Annotated in this window: 15 protein-coding genes; 7 read left to right on the top strand and 8 right to left on the bottom strand. The window is 66.6% G+C overall.

The window, feature by feature from the left end; all coding sequences use genetic code 11:
* The first annotated feature begins 29 nt into the window (after positions 1-29).
* The 3 genes from H9Q09_RS08585 to H9Q09_RS08575 all read left to right on the top strand — a co-directional run bounded on the left by H9Q09_RS08585 (position 30) and on the right by H9Q09_RS08575 (position 2,233).
* Positions 30-635, top strand: coding sequence for a dihydrofolate reductase family protein (locus H9Q09_RS08585; RefSeq protein WP_187390695.1), 606 nt, complete (start codon positions 30-32; stop codon positions 633-635).
* A gap of 8 nt (positions 636-643) precedes the next feature.
* Positions 644-1,300: a glutathione S-transferase family protein gene (locus H9Q09_RS08580; RefSeq protein ID WP_187390694.1), complete on the top strand. Its 657-nt coding sequence runs from the start codon at positions 644-646 to the stop codon at positions 1,298-1,300.
* Between the two features lie 132 nt (positions 1,301-1,432).
* Complete coding sequence (locus H9Q09_RS08575) at positions 1,433-2,233, top strand: VOC family protein (RefSeq protein WP_187390693.1); 801 nt, start codon at positions 1,433-1,435, stop codon at positions 2,231-2,233.
* A gap of 9 nt (positions 2,234-2,242) precedes the next feature.
* Here the strand turns inward: H9Q09_RS08575 and H9Q09_RS08570 are convergent, their stop codons facing one another.
* From H9Q09_RS08570 to H9Q09_RS08560, 3 genes are all read right to left on the bottom strand, one after another.
* A complete protein-coding gene (locus H9Q09_RS08570; protein ID WP_187390692.1) occupies positions 2,243-2,863 on the bottom strand; it encodes a ferric reductase-like transmembrane domain-containing protein in 621 nt (206 codons plus the stop codon).
* Positions 2,864-2,867: 4 nt separating this feature from the next.
* Positions 2,868-3,368 carry a twin-arginine translocation pathway signal gene (locus H9Q09_RS08565; RefSeq protein WP_187390691.1) on the bottom strand — a complete coding sequence of 167 codons (501 nt, stop codon included), beginning with the start codon at positions 3,366-3,368 and terminating at the stop codon, positions 2,868-2,870.
* A 228-nt stretch (positions 3,369-3,596) separates the two neighbouring features.
* The gene (locus H9Q09_RS08560) at positions 3,597-4,502 is read right to left on the bottom strand and encodes a LysR family transcriptional regulator (protein ID WP_187390690.1); all 906 of its coding nucleotides are present in this window, start codon (positions 4,500-4,502) and stop codon (positions 3,597-3,599) included.
* A 310-nt stretch (positions 4,503-4,812) separates the two neighbouring features.
* Here H9Q09_RS08560 and H9Q09_RS08555 point away from each other — a divergent pair, with 310 nt between their 5' ends.
* The 3 genes from H9Q09_RS08555 (at position 4,813) to H9Q09_RS08545 (ending at position 9,043) form a co-directional block, all read left to right on the top strand.
* Positions 4,813-5,769: a tripartite tricarboxylate transporter substrate-binding protein gene (locus H9Q09_RS08555; protein WP_187390689.1), complete on the top strand. Its 957-nt coding sequence runs from the start codon at positions 4,813-4,815 to the stop codon at positions 5,767-5,769.
* A gap of 21 nt (positions 5,770-5,790) precedes the next feature.
* The gene (locus H9Q09_RS08550) at positions 5,791-7,821 is read left to right on the top strand and encodes a tripartite tricarboxylate transporter permease (protein ID WP_187390688.1); all 2,031 of its coding nucleotides are present in this window, start codon (positions 5,791-5,793) and stop codon (positions 7,819-7,821) included.
* A 148-nt stretch (positions 7,822-7,969) separates the two neighbouring features.
* The gene (locus tag H9Q09_RS08545) at positions 7,970-9,043 is read left to right on the top strand and encodes a tartrate dehydrogenase (protein ID WP_187390687.1); all 1,074 of its coding nucleotides are present in this window, start codon (positions 7,970-7,972) and stop codon (positions 9,041-9,043) included.
* Between the two features lie 121 nt (positions 9,044-9,164).
* On the opposite strand, the gene H9Q09_RS08540 is transcribed toward H9Q09_RS08545, so the two are convergent.
* Positions 9,165-10,052: a LysR substrate-binding domain-containing protein gene (locus H9Q09_RS08540; RefSeq protein WP_187390686.1), complete on the bottom strand. Its 888-nt coding sequence runs from the start codon at positions 10,050-10,052 to the stop codon at positions 9,165-9,167.
* A 105-nt stretch (positions 10,053-10,157) separates the two neighbouring features.
* Here H9Q09_RS08540 and H9Q09_RS08535 point away from each other — a divergent pair, with 105 nt between their 5' ends.
* On the top strand, positions 10,158-11,321 hold the full coding sequence (locus H9Q09_RS08535; protein ID WP_187390685.1) for a mandelate racemase/muconate lactonizing enzyme family protein: 1,164 nt from the start codon (positions 10,158-10,160) through the stop codon (positions 11,319-11,321).
* A gap of 166 nt (positions 11,322-11,487) precedes the next feature.
* Here the strand turns inward: H9Q09_RS08535 and H9Q09_RS08530 are convergent, their stop codons facing one another.
* The 4 genes from H9Q09_RS08530 to H9Q09_RS08515 all read right to left on the bottom strand — a co-directional run bounded on the left by H9Q09_RS08530 (position 11,488) and on the right by H9Q09_RS08515 (position 15,321).
* On the bottom strand, positions 11,488-12,231 hold the full coding sequence (locus H9Q09_RS08530) for a 3-oxoacyl-ACP reductase family protein (RefSeq protein WP_187390684.1): 744 nt from the start codon (positions 12,229-12,231) through the stop codon (positions 11,488-11,490).
* Between the two features lie 187 nt (positions 12,232-12,418).
* The gene (locus H9Q09_RS08525; RefSeq protein ID WP_187390683.1) at positions 12,419-13,699 is read right to left on the bottom strand and encodes a TRAP transporter large permease; all 1,281 of its coding nucleotides are present in this window, start codon (positions 13,697-13,699) and stop codon (positions 12,419-12,421) included.
* Between the two features lie 2 nt (positions 13,700-13,701).
* Positions 13,702-14,232: a TRAP transporter small permease gene (locus tag H9Q09_RS08520; protein WP_187390682.1), complete on the bottom strand. Its 531-nt coding sequence runs from the start codon at positions 14,230-14,232 to the stop codon at positions 13,702-13,704.
* Positions 14,233-14,316: 84 nt separating this feature from the next.
* Positions 14,317-15,321 carry a TRAP transporter substrate-binding protein gene (locus H9Q09_RS08515; protein WP_210315279.1) on the bottom strand — a complete coding sequence of 335 codons (1,005 nt, stop codon included), beginning with the start codon at positions 15,319-15,321 and terminating at the stop codon, positions 14,317-14,319.
* Positions 15,322-15,709 lie beyond the last annotated feature (388 nt).

The raw sequence follows: 15,709 nt of genomic DNA, 5'->3' as shown, positions 1-15,709 counted from the left end.
TTTCAAGACGGGAGAGGAAGAGGGTCGAGATGCGTCAGATCACGGCAGGCCTGTTCCAGTCGATGGACGGCGTCGTCCAGGCACCGGGCGGCCCCGACGAGGACCGCAGCGACGGTTTCTCGCTCGGCGGCTGGATCGTGCCCCATGTCGGCGACACGGTCGGGGGCTTCATCAACACGGTCTTCGACGGGGAGTTCGACCTGCTGCTCGGCCGAAGGACCTACGACATCTTCGCCGCGCACTGGCCCCGCATCACCGGTGACGCCTTTGCCGACAAGTTCAATCGCGCCGCGAAATACGTCCTCACCTCGTCGCGCGAGCCGCTTGCCTGGGCCAATTCCCATGCACTGCCGGACATCGATGCGGTGGCGGCGCTCAAGCGCACCGATGGCCCGAAGCTGATTATCCAGGGCTCCACCACGCTGTACCCGGCGCTGCTCTCGGCCGGTCTCGTCGACCGGCTCTACCTGATCACCTTCCCGCTGATCCTCGGCCACGGCAAACGGGCCCTGCCGGGCGCAGAACCCGGTGCCTGGCGCCTCCTGGAACACCGCGTCTCGGAAGGCGGCGCGATCATCGCGGTCTACGCGCCGGCCGGTGCCGTGGCGACGGGCTCCTTCGCCCTCGACGATTGAGGCCGCCCATGCTGACGCTCTTCTTCCATCCGTTCTCGTCCTACTGCCAGAAGGTGCTGATCGCCCTCTACGAGAACGGCACGGCCTTCGAAGGCCGCATCCTCGGCCCCGACGATCCGGCGGCGATGGACGAACTGCGGGCGATGTGGCCGATCGGCAAGTTTCCCCTGCTCGTCGACGAGGGCGCTCCAGTCATCGAGGCGTCGGTCATCATCGAGCATCTGGGGCTTCGTCACCCCGGCCCGGTCGCCCTGCTCCCCGCCGACCCGGCCGCGGCGCTGAAGGTCCGGTTCTGGGACCGTTTCTTCGACAATTACGTCGCAACACCGCAGCAGACGATCGTCCTCGACGCGTTGCGTCCGGACGGCAAGCGTGATCCCGAGGGCGTCCGCATCGCGCGACAGGCTCTCGATGCCGCCTATGGGTATCTCGACGGGCGGATGGCGGATCGCGACTGGGTCGCCGGCGACAGCTTCAGCCTCGCGGACTGCGCCGCCGCGCCGCAGCTCTTCTACGCCGACTGGACCCACCCGATCGCCAAGCGCTTCGCCCATGTGCGCGCCTACCGCAATCGCCTGAACGCCCGACCGTCCTTCGCCCGCTGCATCAACGAGGCCCGCCCGTACCGTCCGCTCTTTCCGCTCGGGGCGCCGGAGCTGGACTGATCGCCATGGCTGGAACGGGTCCGTGGCGACGGCTCTCGGCATGTACGAACGCCGTTGGCCCTCGCCGGCGAGGACAGGGCATATGAGATCCTGGAAATGCGTGCCTTTCCTATGGAGACGGAGGAGATGAGGATGGCCAATCCCGCAGGAACGCCGATCTGGTACGAGCTCCTGACGCCCGACCCGGACGCGGCGCAGGACTTCTATACCCATGTCGTCGGTTGGACGATTGCGACTTCGAACCATCCAGGGATGGATTACCGCATCATCTCGGCGCCGGACGGCGTGCCCGTCGCGGGACTTCTGAAGCAGCCGGACGGAATGACGGCCGGCCCAGTATGGTTGGGTTATCTTGCCGTTGCGGACGTCGACGCCGCGGTCGATGCCATCGAGAGGGCCGGCGGTGCAACGCATATGCCGGCGATGACGATCGACGGCGTCGGCCGCATGGCCTTGGTCGCGGACCCGCAGGGCGCGACGCTCTATGTCATGCGCGGCGAGAGCGCCGAGGAAAGTCTGGCCTTCCGGCAGGCGGAGGAGGCAACACCCGGCCATGCCGTGTGGAACGAACTCTCGGCAAAAAATCCGGAAGCTGCGCTCGACTTTTACGCCGCAGCGTTTGGCTGGCGCCAGGACGGTGCGATGCCGATGGGGGAACTCGGCGACTACCGTTTCGTATCATGCGGAACGACGCGTCTCGGCGCCATCATGGGCGAGGTGCCGAACGGCCGCATCGGCTGGCAGTATTACTTCATGGTGCCCGACATCGATGCCGCTGAGAAACGCCTCGCGTCGGCTGGCGGCAAGACGATACAGGGGCCCGACCAGATACCCGGCGGTTCGTTCGCGCTGGTCTGCGAAGATCCTCACGGCGCCCGCTTCGGGCTGGTCGGCTCCGGCGGCGCGAGCCGGAGGAAGGAGGATCCGATCTGACGAGACGGTCTATTTCAGCGGACCGAACCGCCTGAGCACTGCCCAGCTGCGCAGATCCCACAGGGCCCCGGCGGTCGCGGCGAGGACGAGGGCGCAGAGAGCGACCTTCGAGACCGTGCCCATCGTGCCCTCGATCAGCAGCGCATGGACGACGCTGCCGACCACGACCACGCTCGCCAGCGCCGTATGGGCGAACCGCCAGACCGGCGGTCGCAGGCGCAGCGTCCGGCGCAGGGCGGCCAGCAGGGCCGCTGCGAACAGCGCCCACATGGCGATGACGCCCCAGTCCGAAAACGGCGTCGGCGAGGTGAAGAGCAGCGCATCCACGACATCCGGCGGGCTCGTCAGCCAGAGCCCCGCCACATGGGCGACGATCGCGACAACAAGGGCAGTGCCGACCCAGCGGTGCATGCGGCGTCCGTCCCGCATGTCGATGCCGGGCAGATAGCCCGCCGCCAGAAGCGGCTGGAGAAGGAGCAGCGCCATCGCCACGATCCCGGCGAGGCCGGCCGCGATATAGATCCCGCTGCGATAGGCGAGATACTCGCTCGTCGCCGCGATGGCGACAGGACCGAGAACCGCGACGGCCAGCGCCGACCAGCCGAGAACGGCCCGGATGGACAGCGTCATGGAGTCAGGCCGGCTGCAGGACGAAGTCGGCGCTGAGGCTCGTATCCTTGGGGCTGGACATGACCGGCCGCAGGAAGACCGTCTCGAATTCGGGATCGTCATAGGCCAGATGGCCGTGCGCCTGGCCGAATGCGGGCACGATCTGCGGCATTTCCAGCCGGAACGTGCCGTCGGGGCCCGTGAGCGTCGCTCCATGGCTCTCCGGATCGCGCTCATAGGCCTCGGTCGTATGGGCCCAGATCTGGATACGGATGCCTTCCAGCGGCGCACCGTCGCCGGCCCGGCGCACGCGCCCCGACATCCAGAAGCCGCCATTGCCGATCCGTTCGACGACCGGCGCGCCGGGGCGATAATTGTTCGAGCCGCCGCGCATGGAGGGGGTCGGGGCGAGGCCCTGTGCCCGCGCGGGAACGAGCAGGCCGGACATGCCACTCGTCGCGAGGGTACCACCGAAAGCGACACCAGCCGCCAGCATCGTTCTGCGGTTCAGACGGGTTCGAGACAAGGCAGCCTCCCAGTCGCTTCGGCAGACGACACGGTCGTCCCTCAAGATCGCGGATCGGACGCAACCGTCCGCGGATCGCTCGATAGCGGCATCGCTCACCAACACCGCGCGTCACCCTTGAAATGGAGACCGCGCCAAGCCGAAGCAAGTCGACACGCTTCACAAAGCGCTGAGGTGACATTCAGGTCGCGCGCACTATCGCCTTCCGGTCTGATCGCGCGCCCAACCCTAGCTGTTGAATTGCAGGCTACTGGTTTTCTGCAAGGCGGTCTGGGTGAATTCCATGAAGGCGCGGACCTTGGCCGAGACGTTGTTGCGCTCGGGATAGACGCCGTAGATGTCGGCGTCGACCTGGGCATAGCGCGGCAGCACCAGTTCCAGCTTGCCCTCGCGGATCAGCCGGACGATGTCCCATTCCGACCGCAGCATGATGCCGTGGCCGTCGACCACCCATTGCAGGGCGATCTCGCCGTCATTGCTGGACAGGCGCCCCTTCACCTTGATCGACTCGGTCAGCTGTCCGCGCTGCAGGCGCCAGACGTCGTAGATCTGGTTGTGCTGGCGCAGGACGATGCATTCGTGGTCGGTGAGATCGTGCAGCCGCTGCGGGCGGCCGTATCTCTCCAGATAGCTCGGCGCCGCGCACAGGAAGCGCCTGTTGCGATGCAGCCGGCGGCTGATCAGCCGCGAATTCGGCGGGCTGCCGAAGCGCACCGCGAAATCGTAGCCCTCCTCGACCAGGTTGATCGGCGCATCCGTCAGGACGAGCTGGGCCGAGATGTCGGGATATTCCCGCGCGAATTGCGACACGATGGGCGCGATGAACTCCCGCCCGAAGCCGAAGGTCGCGTTGATCCGCAGGAGCCCCTGCGGCTTCTCGCCGGCCGAGCGGATGCGGTTTTCCAGGCTCGCAATGTCCTCGAGGATCGCGGCGCTCTCGTTCAGGAACGTCTCGCCCTCGCTCGTCAGGCTGACCCGGCGCGTCGTCCGGTTCATCAGCCGCACGCCCAGCCGGTTCTCGATCTTGGCGAGCCGCTTGCTGACCCCCGAGGTCGACAGGTTCAGCTCGAGCGCCGCGTCCGAGAAGCTGGCCTTGCGGGCCAGGAGCGCGAAGAAGGCAAGGTCACTGTCCATGGATTGCGTCCGTCAGTGCAATAATCATTTTCCGTATTCGATATTATCCCTTCTCCATCATCAATTACAGTGGCCGTGATCGAAGCGACAGGAGGGTCGTCGATCGACAGGTCCGGTTTGCCGGGCCGGCCCGGTGGAGGAGCGGGTCGAGGAGAGAGGGACACGGTGCACGGCGCCGCCCCGAATCCCGCAGCTCCATCGCAACAGTCCATCGCTGGCGTCGCGGGCATAAAGCCGCGCCGACGGCGCCAACGCTTCGACGAGCGCAGGCGATGAGCGCCGGTGCTCCATTTCGAATTGGGAGGTTCTCATGAAGTTCACCGCGATCGCACTCGCACTGCTCGCCAGCACGGCGACGGCCAGTTTCGCCCAGACCGCCGGCGACTATCCGACCAAGCAGGTCGACTACATCATCCCCTTCAATGCCGGCGGCGAATCCGACGTGTCGGCGCGCTTCCAGCAGGCGAGCTGGGAGAAGATGTTCGACCAGCAGCTGATCATCCAGTACATGGCCGGCGCCGGCGGCGCCCAGGCCTGGTCGCAGCTCAACGGCCTGCCCGACGACGGCTACACCATCATGGGCATCAACCTGCCGCACACGGTGCTGCAGCCGATGGAGAAGGACATCGGCTACACGACCGAGGACCTGACCCCGGTCAACTACTTCCACTACACGCCCGACGCGATCTTCGTGCCGAAGGACAGCGAGTTCCAGACGCTCCAGGACCTGATGGACTACGCCAAGGAAAACCCGGGCATGGTCACCTTCAGCGGCTCGGGCTCGAACTCGTCCAACAACCTCGCCCAGGCCCGCTTCGACGGCCTGACCGGCCTGACCACGACCTACATTCCGTTCTCGGGCACCGGCCCGGCGGTGACCGCCGTCCTCGGCAGCCAGACCATGGCCGGCTTCAACTACGCCACCTCGGGCGTCAATCAGGGCGACGCCCTGCGGATGCTGGCCGTCGCCTCCGAAGAGCGCCTGCCGGTCTTCCCGGACGTGCCGACCTTCACCGAGCTCGGCATCGATCTGGTCGGCGGCGCCTATCGCGGCGTCGCGGTGCCGAAATCGACCTCCGAGGAGATGCGCAAGGCCGTCTCGGACGCCGTCTCCAAGGTCAATGCCGACCCGGACTTCGTCAAGAAGATGGAAGATGGCGGCTTCGTCCTGACCGACATCCCCTATGAGAAGATGCAGGACTTCGTCGCCGAGAAGACCGAGGAATACGCGGCCGGCGCCGAACAGCTCGGCATCGTGAAGAAATAACGGATCGGGCCAGGCCACCCCATGCAGCTCTTCGAGTACTTCCTCGACGCACTCACGCCGCTCAATCTGCTCCTCGCCCTCGTTGGCGTGGTGCTCGGCACGGTGATCGGCGCCCTTCCGGGCCTGTCAGCGACCATGGCGGTGGCCGTCCTCGTCCCCTTCACCTTCACGATGGATCCCGCCTCGGGGCTGATTGCCCTGGGCGCCATCTACACCGGCGCGATCTATGGCGGCTCCTACGCCGCCATCCTGGTCAACACGCCGGGCACGCCGTCGGCGATCGCCACGACCTTCGACGGCTACCCCATGGCAAAGAAGGGTGACGGCGGCCTTGCCGTCACCCTCGCCACCCTCGCATCGGTCTTCGGCGGCCTCGTCGGCGGCCTGTTCCTGCTGTTCCTGTCGCCGCCCCTCGCCCGCGTGGCGCTGGCCTTCGGTCCGCCGGAATATTTCTGGCTGGCGATCTTCGGCCTGACGCTCATCTCGGCGCTGTCCGTCGGCAACACCATCAAGGGCCTCATCGGCGCCTGCCTCGGCCTGCTCATGTCGATGATCGGCGTCGCCGTGGTCGGCGGCGACATCCGCTACACCATGGGCACCAACGTGCTCCTGGGCGGCATCGACATCACCTCGGCGCTGATCGGCCTCTATTGCGTGCCCGTCGTCATCGACCTCGTGGCGACCCGTGCCCAGCACCTGACCGTCGAGGACGATCTGAAGGGCATTCGCCTCAGCGAAGCCCTGTCGATCAGCTGGGCGCGCAAGTTCAATGTCGTCCGCAGCTCGGTCATCGGCACGGTGATCGGCATCCTGCCCGGCGCCGGCGGCTCGATCGCCGGCCTCGTCTCCTATTCGGAAGCCCGGCGCGCCTCCAAACATCCCGAGCGCTTCGGCCAGGGCGAGCCGGACGGCGTCATCGCCACGGAGTCTGCCAACAATGCCACGGTGGGCGGCGGCTTCATCCCGACGCTGGTGCTGGGCATTCCCGGCACCCCGCCCGATGCCATCATCCTCGGCGCGCTGCTCGTCCAGGGCATCAAGATCGGCCCGACGCTGTTCACCGCCCAGGGCAACATCGTCTACACCTTCATCTTCGGCCTGCTGATCGCCACCGTGCTGATGCTGCCGGCGGGCCTCCTGATCGGCAAATATGCCTATCGCTCGATCATCGCGATCCCCAAGCCGTTGCTGGTGCCGACCGTCGCCTTCCTGACGATCATCGGCAGCTTCGCGATCCACAGCAACCTGCACGACACCCAGACCATGTTCGTCCTGGGCATCCTCGCCTGGATCCTCAACCGCTTCGGCTTCACCCCGTCGCCGATCGTGCTGGGCCTGGTCCTCGGCCAGATCGCGGAACAGGGCTTCGTCCAGAGCTATCTCATCGGCAATGCCCAGCAGGCCGTCCTCGGCATGTTCTTCGGCCGCCCGATCAGCATCGCGATCATCGCCGGTGCCCTCCTGACGCTGCTCTACCCGCTGCTGTCCTCGTATCTGGCGAAGCGTCGCACCCTGAAGACGGTACCGGTGGATGCCGTGGAAGACGCCGCCCCGGTGCAGACCGTCTGGCGCGACGTTCCGAGCATGGCCTTTGGCGGCCTCTTCGCGGCGATCGGCATCGCCGCCGTCATCGGCACCGGCGACATGACCCCGATGGGCTCGGTGTTCCCGACGACCATCGCGGCGGCGCTGGCAGTCCTGTCGCTCATGCTGATCGTCCAGCACATGCGCCGGCCGGTGGCGCCCTCTATCGCAGAGGGCGGCATCGATGCCGACGGCGCGGCGCTGAAGCCCGCGCGCGAGCCGGTGGGCTGGCGCCGCATCGCCGCGACGGTCGCCATCGGCATCTGGATCGCAGCGATGCCGCTGCTCGGCTTCACCGCCGCCGGGCTTCTCGGTTTCGCCCTCCTGATCGCGGTGGCGTCCTGGGAAACCCCGAACGGGCGCACGATGGCAATCTACGCCGCGGTTTCGGTGGCCATCGTCCTCGGCTTCTACCTGTTGATGGCCAACGTCCTGCTGATCCGCATGCCACAGGGACTGTTCTTCTAAGGGCTGGCAACGCGGCGCCGGCATCCCGCGAACGGCGGCTGCGGCCGCCGGCCGGAGACCTGCGCCGCCGCGCCAGCGTGACACCCCAACCCGACGCGGGCTCAAGCGAGCGCCGCGACCCGATCCATCAGACGAAAGGGATCCTCCCATGAAGCACTACAACATCGCCGCGATTCCCGCGGACGGCATCGGACCGGAGGTCATCGCCGCCGGGCTGCAGGCGCTCGAGGCGCTGGCGCGCCGCGACGGCAGCTTCCAGATCGACGTCACCAGCTTCGACTGGGGCTCGGACTATTACCGCAAGCACGGCGTCATGATGCCGGCCGACGGCACCGACCAGCTCAAGCCTTTCGACGCGATCTTCTTCGGCGCGGTCGGCGCGCCGGACGTGCCGGACCACATCACCCTGTGGGGCCTGCGCCTGCCGATCTGCCAGGGCTTCGACCAGTACGCCAATGTCCGGCCGACCAAGATCCTGCCGGGCATCAGCTCGCCGCTCGCGGGTGTCGGCCCGGGCGATCTCGACTGGGTGATCGTGCGCGAGAATTCCGAGGGCGAATATTCCGGCCATGGCGGCCGCGCCCACAAGGGCCTGCCGGAAGAGGTCGGCACCGAGGTGGCGATCTTCACCCGGGTCGGCGTCACCCGCATCATGCGCTACGCCTTCAAGCTGGCCCAGTCGCGCCCGCGCAAGCTGCTCACCGTGGTCACCAAGTCGAATGCCCAGCGGCATGGCATGGTGATGTGGGACGAGATCGCCGCCGAGGTCGCGACGGAATTCCCGGAAGTGACCTGGGACAAGATGCTGGTCGACGCGATGACCGTGCGCATGACGCTGAAGCCCCAGAGCATCGACACGGTCGTCGCGACCAATCTGCACGCCGACATCCTGTCCGATCTTGCCGGCGCGCTGGCCGGCAGCCTCGGCGTCGCGCCCACCGCCAACATCGATCCCGAGCGCCGCTTCCCCTCGATGTTCGAGCCGATCCACGGTTCGGCCTTCGACATCACCGGCAAGGGCATCGCCAATCCGGTGGCGACCTTCTGGACCGGTGCGCAGATGCTCGACCATCTCGGCGAGAATGCCGCCGCCGCCCGGCTGATGCAGGCCGTCGAGAAGGTCACCGGCGAGGGCATCAAGACCCCCGATGTCGGCGGCACGGCCACCACGCAGGAGGTGACGGACGCGGTCTGCGAGGCCATCCGCGCCTCCAACATCTGAGGGCGGCGAACCTCAAGCGCTTCAGCGCGGCGACCAGAGCGTCGCCGCGCCGACGATCGTTACGTGAAGGCGGCGACCGCTGCGCCCTTCCCGTCCTGTCCCGATGCGGCAGGCAGCGCCATCAGGGTAGCGCCTCCCAGGCCGCCTCGATCGTCGCACCCTGCCGCCCCTTGTGCCGGTAGAGCCGGATCTCGATTGGGATCGGCATGGCGCCCGACGCGACGCGGACCAGCGTTCCCGCCTCCAGACTGTCTTCGGCAAGGGTCATGGGCAGCCACGCCAGCCCCTCGCCCGACCGCGCCATCGTCAGCAGCGTCGCGGCGAGATGCGACGTGAACACCTGTTCGATCCGGTCGGCCGAACGCTCAGGGCGCCAGACGGCCGCGACGATCCGGCCGAGGCCGGACGGCTCGCTGTAGCCGAGGTAAGGCGCAGGGCGCCCGGCATCGAGCGACCAGATCGGCTTGCCCTCGGCATCCGGGGCGCTGACAAGGACGAGGCTGTCCGATCCGACGAGGACGCTGTCGAACTGGCCCGGCTCGAACTGGCTGCGCATGGCCGGGTGATGATGGCAGAGCATCAGCGACGCCTCGCCCCGCAGCATGATCTCTTCGCAGGCCATCATGCTGTCGGAGACGAGGTTGAGATTGCCGCGCCCGAACAGCGCGTCGTTGCCCCGGATCCAGCGCGGGAAAAAGGTGAAGGACAGAGCGTGCGTCGCCGCGATCGTCAGGACACCGGCGTCGATGCCGGCCGCGGCCCGCGTTTCCTGCCGCAGCCGCTGGATATCCCGGCTCAGCATCGCCGCCTGCGCATGAAACACGACGCCGGCCGCCGTCATCGCGACATTGTGCGTCGTGCGCGTGAAGAGGGGCGCGCCCACCCAGGACTCGAGCGCCCGGATACGACGGCTGAAGGCCGGCTGCGTGATGTGCCGCCGTTCCGCCGCGCGTGAAAAGTTCAGCTCGGACGCAAGAGCGAGAAAGTCATCAAGCCAGATCGTCTCCATCGGCAATGCCCAATCGGTATGACCACAGACCGATCTAGCATTGGCCTTTGCCCGCGGCCAGCGCTACCGACGGTCAACCGAACACGCCAGAACCGGAGCTTTGCCATGCGTATCGTCGACGTCGTCGAGGTCACCAAGCCGATCGCCTCGCCGATCCGCAACGCCTATATCGACTTCACCAAGATGACGACGAGCCTCGTCGCCGTCGTCACCGACGTGGTGCGCGACGGCCGCCGCGTGGTGGGCTACGGCTTCAACTCGAATGGCCGCTACGGCCAGGGCGGCCTGATCCGCGAGCGGTTCCGCGATCGCATCCTCGAGGCCGACGGCGCGTCGCTGATGAACGACGCAGGGACCAATCTCGATCCGCACCGCATCTGGGCGACGATGATGATGAACGAGAAGCCGGGGGGCCACGGCGAGCGGTCCGTCGCGGTCGGCACGGTCGACATGGCGGTCTGGGACGCGGTCGCCAAGATCGCCGGCAAGCCGCTGTTCCGGATGCTGGCCGAGGAGAAGGGCCGCGAGGCCGATCCGCGCGTCTTCGTCTACGCGGCCGGCGGCTATTATTATCCCGGCAAGGACAATTCGGCGCTGCGCAGGGAAATGCGCAGCTATCTCGATCGCGGCTACACGGTCGTGAAGATGAAGATCGGCGGCGCCTCGCTGGACGAGGATCGCGGCCGCATCGAATCCGTCCTCGAAGAGCTCGGATCGCAGGCGCGCCTCGCCGTCGACGCCAATGGCCGCTTCGACCTGGAGACGGGCATCGCCTACGCCAAGATGCTGCGGGACTATCCGCTGTTCTGGTACGAGGAGGCCGGCGATCCGCTGGACTATGCGTTGCAGGCGGCGCTGACGGAGTTCTATCCGGGGCCGATGGCGACGGGCGAGAACCTCTTCTCGCACCAGGATGCGCGCAATCTCCTGCGCTATGGCGGCATGCGCCCGGATCGCGACTGGCTGCAGTTCGACTGCGCCCTCTCCTACGGCCTGGTCGAATACCAGCGCACGCTCGAGGTCCTCGCCCAGTTCGGCTGGTCGCCCTCGCGCTGCATCCCGCATGGGGGGCACCAGATGTCGCTGAACATCGCCGCCGGCCTCGGCCTCGGCGGCAATGAAAGCTACCCGGACCTCTTCCAGCCCTATGGCGGCTTTCCGGATGGTGTGACGGTGGAGGACAGCCACATCGTCATGCCCGAACTCCCGGGCATCGGCTTCGAGGGCAAGTCCGACCTCATCAAGGTCATGCGCGACCTGGCGGAATAGGGCCGAAGGGCGGGAAGGCATGCAGGTTGTCGGTCGTTCGTCCGGAACGCCGCGTCCGCCCTGCCTTCCCGTATTCTCGGGCACCGCTTGGCGCGATGCCATGGGTCCGGGGTCCGGTCGCGCGCATGGGGGTTGCTCGCGGGCCCGGCCCCCGGTTCCGGCCAACTCAGCTGAAGAGCATGCCGCCGTTGATGTCGACATTCGCGCCGGTGACGAAGGACGCCTCGTCGCTGGCGAGGAAACAGACCATGTTGGCGACGTCTTCCGACCGGCCCTGGCGCTTCAGCGGGGTTGCCGCCTCGACGTTCTTGCGCACTTCGGGCTTGGTGAAGATGTTGTGGAAGTCGGTGTCGATCATGCCGGGGCACAGCGCGTTGACGCGAATGTCCGGGCCGAGTTCCTTGGCGAGGCCGCGGGTCATCGCCATGATGGCGCCCTTGGAAGTCGCGTAGGCGACCGCCCCCGGTCCGCCGCCGTCGCGGCCTGCCTGGCTCGCGATGTTGACGATGGCGCCCTTGCTCATGTGGGCGAGAACCGCCTTGGTCATCAGGAAGGTGCTGGTGACGTTCAGGTCCATGACGGCCTGCCAATGCTCCAGCGGCATCTCGCCGACGGTCTTGCGGGCGATCAGGCCGCCGGTGTTGTTCACCAGGATGTCGACCGTGCCGTAGGTCTCGACCGCCCTGGCCACCAGCGCATCGACGCCGTCCGGCCTGCTCAGATCGCCCTGCACCGCGATCGCCTGACCGCCGGCAGCCGTGATCGCGTCCACCGTGGCATGGGCGCGGTCGGCGCTGGCGAAATAGTTGATGACGACGTTGGCCCCTTCCCGGGCCAGTCGGATCGCGCAGGCGCTGCCGATGTCGCGGCCGCCGCCGGTCACGATTGCTGTCTTGCCACTCAGTGTCATCTCATCTTCCTTCTGTTCGTGCTGCGTGCAGCGATGTGTTCGTTGAACCGGATCGGCGCCAGGGCGCCCGGCACACGGAGGTTTTCATACGCCGTTCGTGTCGGCGTCTAAGTGGCGATCATCCCCGCATCCCGCGATCGCGAGACCCGGGCGCCGACAGGGCATGTCGGCCCGGAGCTGCGCCTCGTCAGTTGAGCAGCGAGGGAAGCCAGAGCGAGATGCCCGGCACGTAGGTCACCAGCAGCAGGGCGGCGAGAATGGCGAGGTAGAAGGGCCAGATCGTCCGCATGGCCGCTTCCAGCTTGATCCGCCCGACCGCGCAGCCGACGAACAGGCAGGTCCCCACCGGCGGCGTGCAGAGCCCCAGACCGAGATTGATCAGCATCATGATGCCGAACTGGGTCGGGTCCATGCCGAGGCCCTTGGCGATCGGCAGGAAGATCGGCGTGCAGATGAGGATCAGCGCGGCCATGTCCATGATCATGCCGAGGACCAGCAGGATCACGTTGATCATCAGGAGGATCATGATCGGGTTGTCGGAGATCGAGACCAGCAGCATGCTGAGCTTGGTCGGCACCTGGTAGAGCGCCAGGAGATAGGCGAAGGAGCTGGCGAAGGCGATCAGGATCATCACCATGGCGGTCGTGCGAACGGCACTCGCCAAAGCGATGAGGAAGGAATTCAGCGTCAGGCTGCGATAGTAGAAGGCCGTCAGGAGGACCGCGTAGATCGCACCGAAAGCCCCGGATTCGGTGACCGTGAAGACGCCCGAGAGCGTTCCGCCGACGATGATGACCGCCGTCATGAAGCCGGGAATGGCATCGGCCGCCGTCCGGCCGACGACGCCCCAGCCCGGGAAGGGTTCGGCCGGGTAATTGTGCTTCACCGAGATGATGTAGGCGGCCACCGCAAGGCAGACGCACATCAGGATGCCCGGCAGGACGCCGGCAAGAAACAGGCCGGAGACGGAGATGCGGCCGCCGGCCGCCACCGCGAAGATGATCATGTTGTGGCTGGGCGGGATGACGATCCCGGCGATCGACGACGTCACCGTCACGTTGACCGCGAAATCGGGCCGGTAGCCGCGTTCCTTCATCACAGGGATCAGCAGCGAGCCGAGGGCCGAGATATCCGCCACGGCCGAGCCGGAGATGCCGCCGAACAGCATCGAGGAGAAGATGTTGACCATGGCGAGGCCGCCGCGCAGATGGCCGACGATCGCCGAGGCGAGCTTCACCAGCCGGCTGGCGATCCCGCCATGCAGCATGATCTCGCCGGCAAAGACGAAGAAGGGAATGGCCAGGAGCGAGAAGACGGAGACGCCGGCGGTCGCCCGCTGGAACGTGATCAGTGTCGGGAAACCCTCGTACCAGAAGGCCGCGGCCGCCGCGATGCCCATGGCGAAGGCGACCGGCGCGCCGATGATCACTCCGGCGCCGAAGACGCCGAGCAGAATGGCAAGTCCCACGTTCAGAGATCCTTGAGTTCGGCTTCGGGATTCCAGTCCCGGAAGGACAGGATCCGCAGAAGTCCGCGGGCGCCGGAGAACAGCATGACGAGGCCGCCGCAGGAGGTGATCGCCAGCGTGCGGAAGCTCTCCGGTATCCGCAGCATCGGAAGCAGCGTGTCCCAGCCGAACTGCATCAGCGTGATCCCGGCAATGAGCATCGTCGCGCCGAAGGCGGCCAGGCAGACATCGATGGCGATCATCACGATCTTGCGGGCCGTCGGCGGCAGCATGTCGCGAAACAGCGTGACCCCGATATGGGTGTCTTCCTGGATCCCGACCGCTGCGCCCAGGAAGGCGATGTAGCAGATGAGCAGAAGCGCCAGCTGCTCGACCCATGTCGGCGTGACGTTCAGGACATAGCGGCCGAAGACGAGCCATCCGAAACTCGCGATGAGCAGCGCCAGGGCGGCTGTCGCGACGATCATGCAGGCCTTGCGCAGGTGCTCCAGCGTCCGCCGGAGCGTCAGAACGGGGAATGAGGATGGCGTCATGGCTGCCTCGGACGATGCGGGCCGCAGGGCGGCCGCTCCGCCTCCTCTAGGGAGACGAAGCGGCATATTCGACCTCGAGGGAGCTCAGTCCGCTTCGCGGATCATGTTGACGAGGTCGGTCATGCCCGGATTGTCGGCGAGATACGCCTCATAGACCGGCGCCATCGCGTCCTGGAACGCATCCTTGTCGGCGATGGTGTTCACCTCGGTGCCGCCGGCCTTCACCGTTTCCAGGCTGGCCGCCTCGCGCTCGTCCCAGAGCTTGCGCTCCATGGCGGCGCTGCTGCGGCCGGCCGCCATGACGATCTCCTGCTGCTCGGGCGTCAGCTTGTCCCAGGCCTTCAGGCTCATGCACAGGCATTCGGGAATGATCAGATGCTCGGTCAGCGAGTAGTATTTGGCGACTTCGTAATGGTTCGTGGATTCGTAGGATGGCGGATTGTTCTCCGCCCCGTCCACGACGCCGGTCTTGATCGACTGGTAGACCTCCGCGAAGGCCATGGGCGTGGCGTTGCCGTCCATCGCCTCGACCATCTTGACGAAGAGATCGTTGCTCATCACCCGGACCTTCAGGCCCTCGACATCGGACGGTGCGTTGATCGGCTTCACCGAATTGTAGAATGACCGGGCGCCCGCGGAGTACCAGCCGAGCGGCACGATCCCCTTGGCCTTCATCCCCTCGCCGATGGCGTCGCCGACCTCGCCGTCCATCAGCTCGTACATCTGCGGCACGCTCTTGAAGATGAATGGCAGGGCGGTGACGTTCGCTTCCGGAACTGCCTGCCCCATGGGGCCGAGATTGAACTCGCCGAAGTCGATCACCCCGAGCCGGACCTGCTCGATCGCGTCGGGCTGATCGCCCAGGACGCCGTTGTGATAGATCTTGGAGGTGACCTCGCCGCCCGTCTTCTCGGCCACTTCCGCGGCAAACGCCTCCATGGCGATCGAGACGGGATAATCCTCCACATGGATGTTCCAGCCGCGCAGTTCGGCGGCCGAGGCGGCCCCGCCCAGCGTGGCGAATGCCATCAGCGCGGTCAGCGCGGTTCCGGCGGCAGCGCGGCGGCGCAATGTCTGGGTCACGGTCATGTTTCCTCCCTGTTTGGTTCGGATTCCGCGACCGCCAGGCCTCCACCACGCCGGTCCGCGAAACGTCATCGACCATGCTCAGCGATGGCCTGCGCCAACTTGTATACTAGTCGACGTTCGGTTTGTGAAGCGCAAGTTTGCAGCCGAGGGTGATGCGTTCGCAGCGCCGGGGGCCAAAGGGATGATCGGAGCGTGAAAGGCGCCGCATCTGCGTGGCAGAGCCACGGCAGCGCTTCTCGCCACATCGACCGGCCGCCGGGACATGATACCCGCCTGCGCTTGATCTGACTCAGCTGTGATTTTCCTGTCCTGGGCGTTCGTGATTCCCTGTCTGGCGAAGGGAGGGAAAGAGCGATGGCCGTAAGAATCAACGAGGACCTGTCGGCTG

Origin of the sequence: Aurantimonas sp. DM33-3 (genome assembly GCF_014334315.1) — a bacterium.
GTDB classification, from domain to species: domain Bacteria; phylum Pseudomonadota; class Alphaproteobacteria; order Rhizobiales; family Rhizobiaceae; genus Aurantimonas; species Aurantimonas coralicida.
Note: the sequence above shows the minus strand (reverse complement) of the source record. Positions and strands in the feature narration are given on the sequence as shown.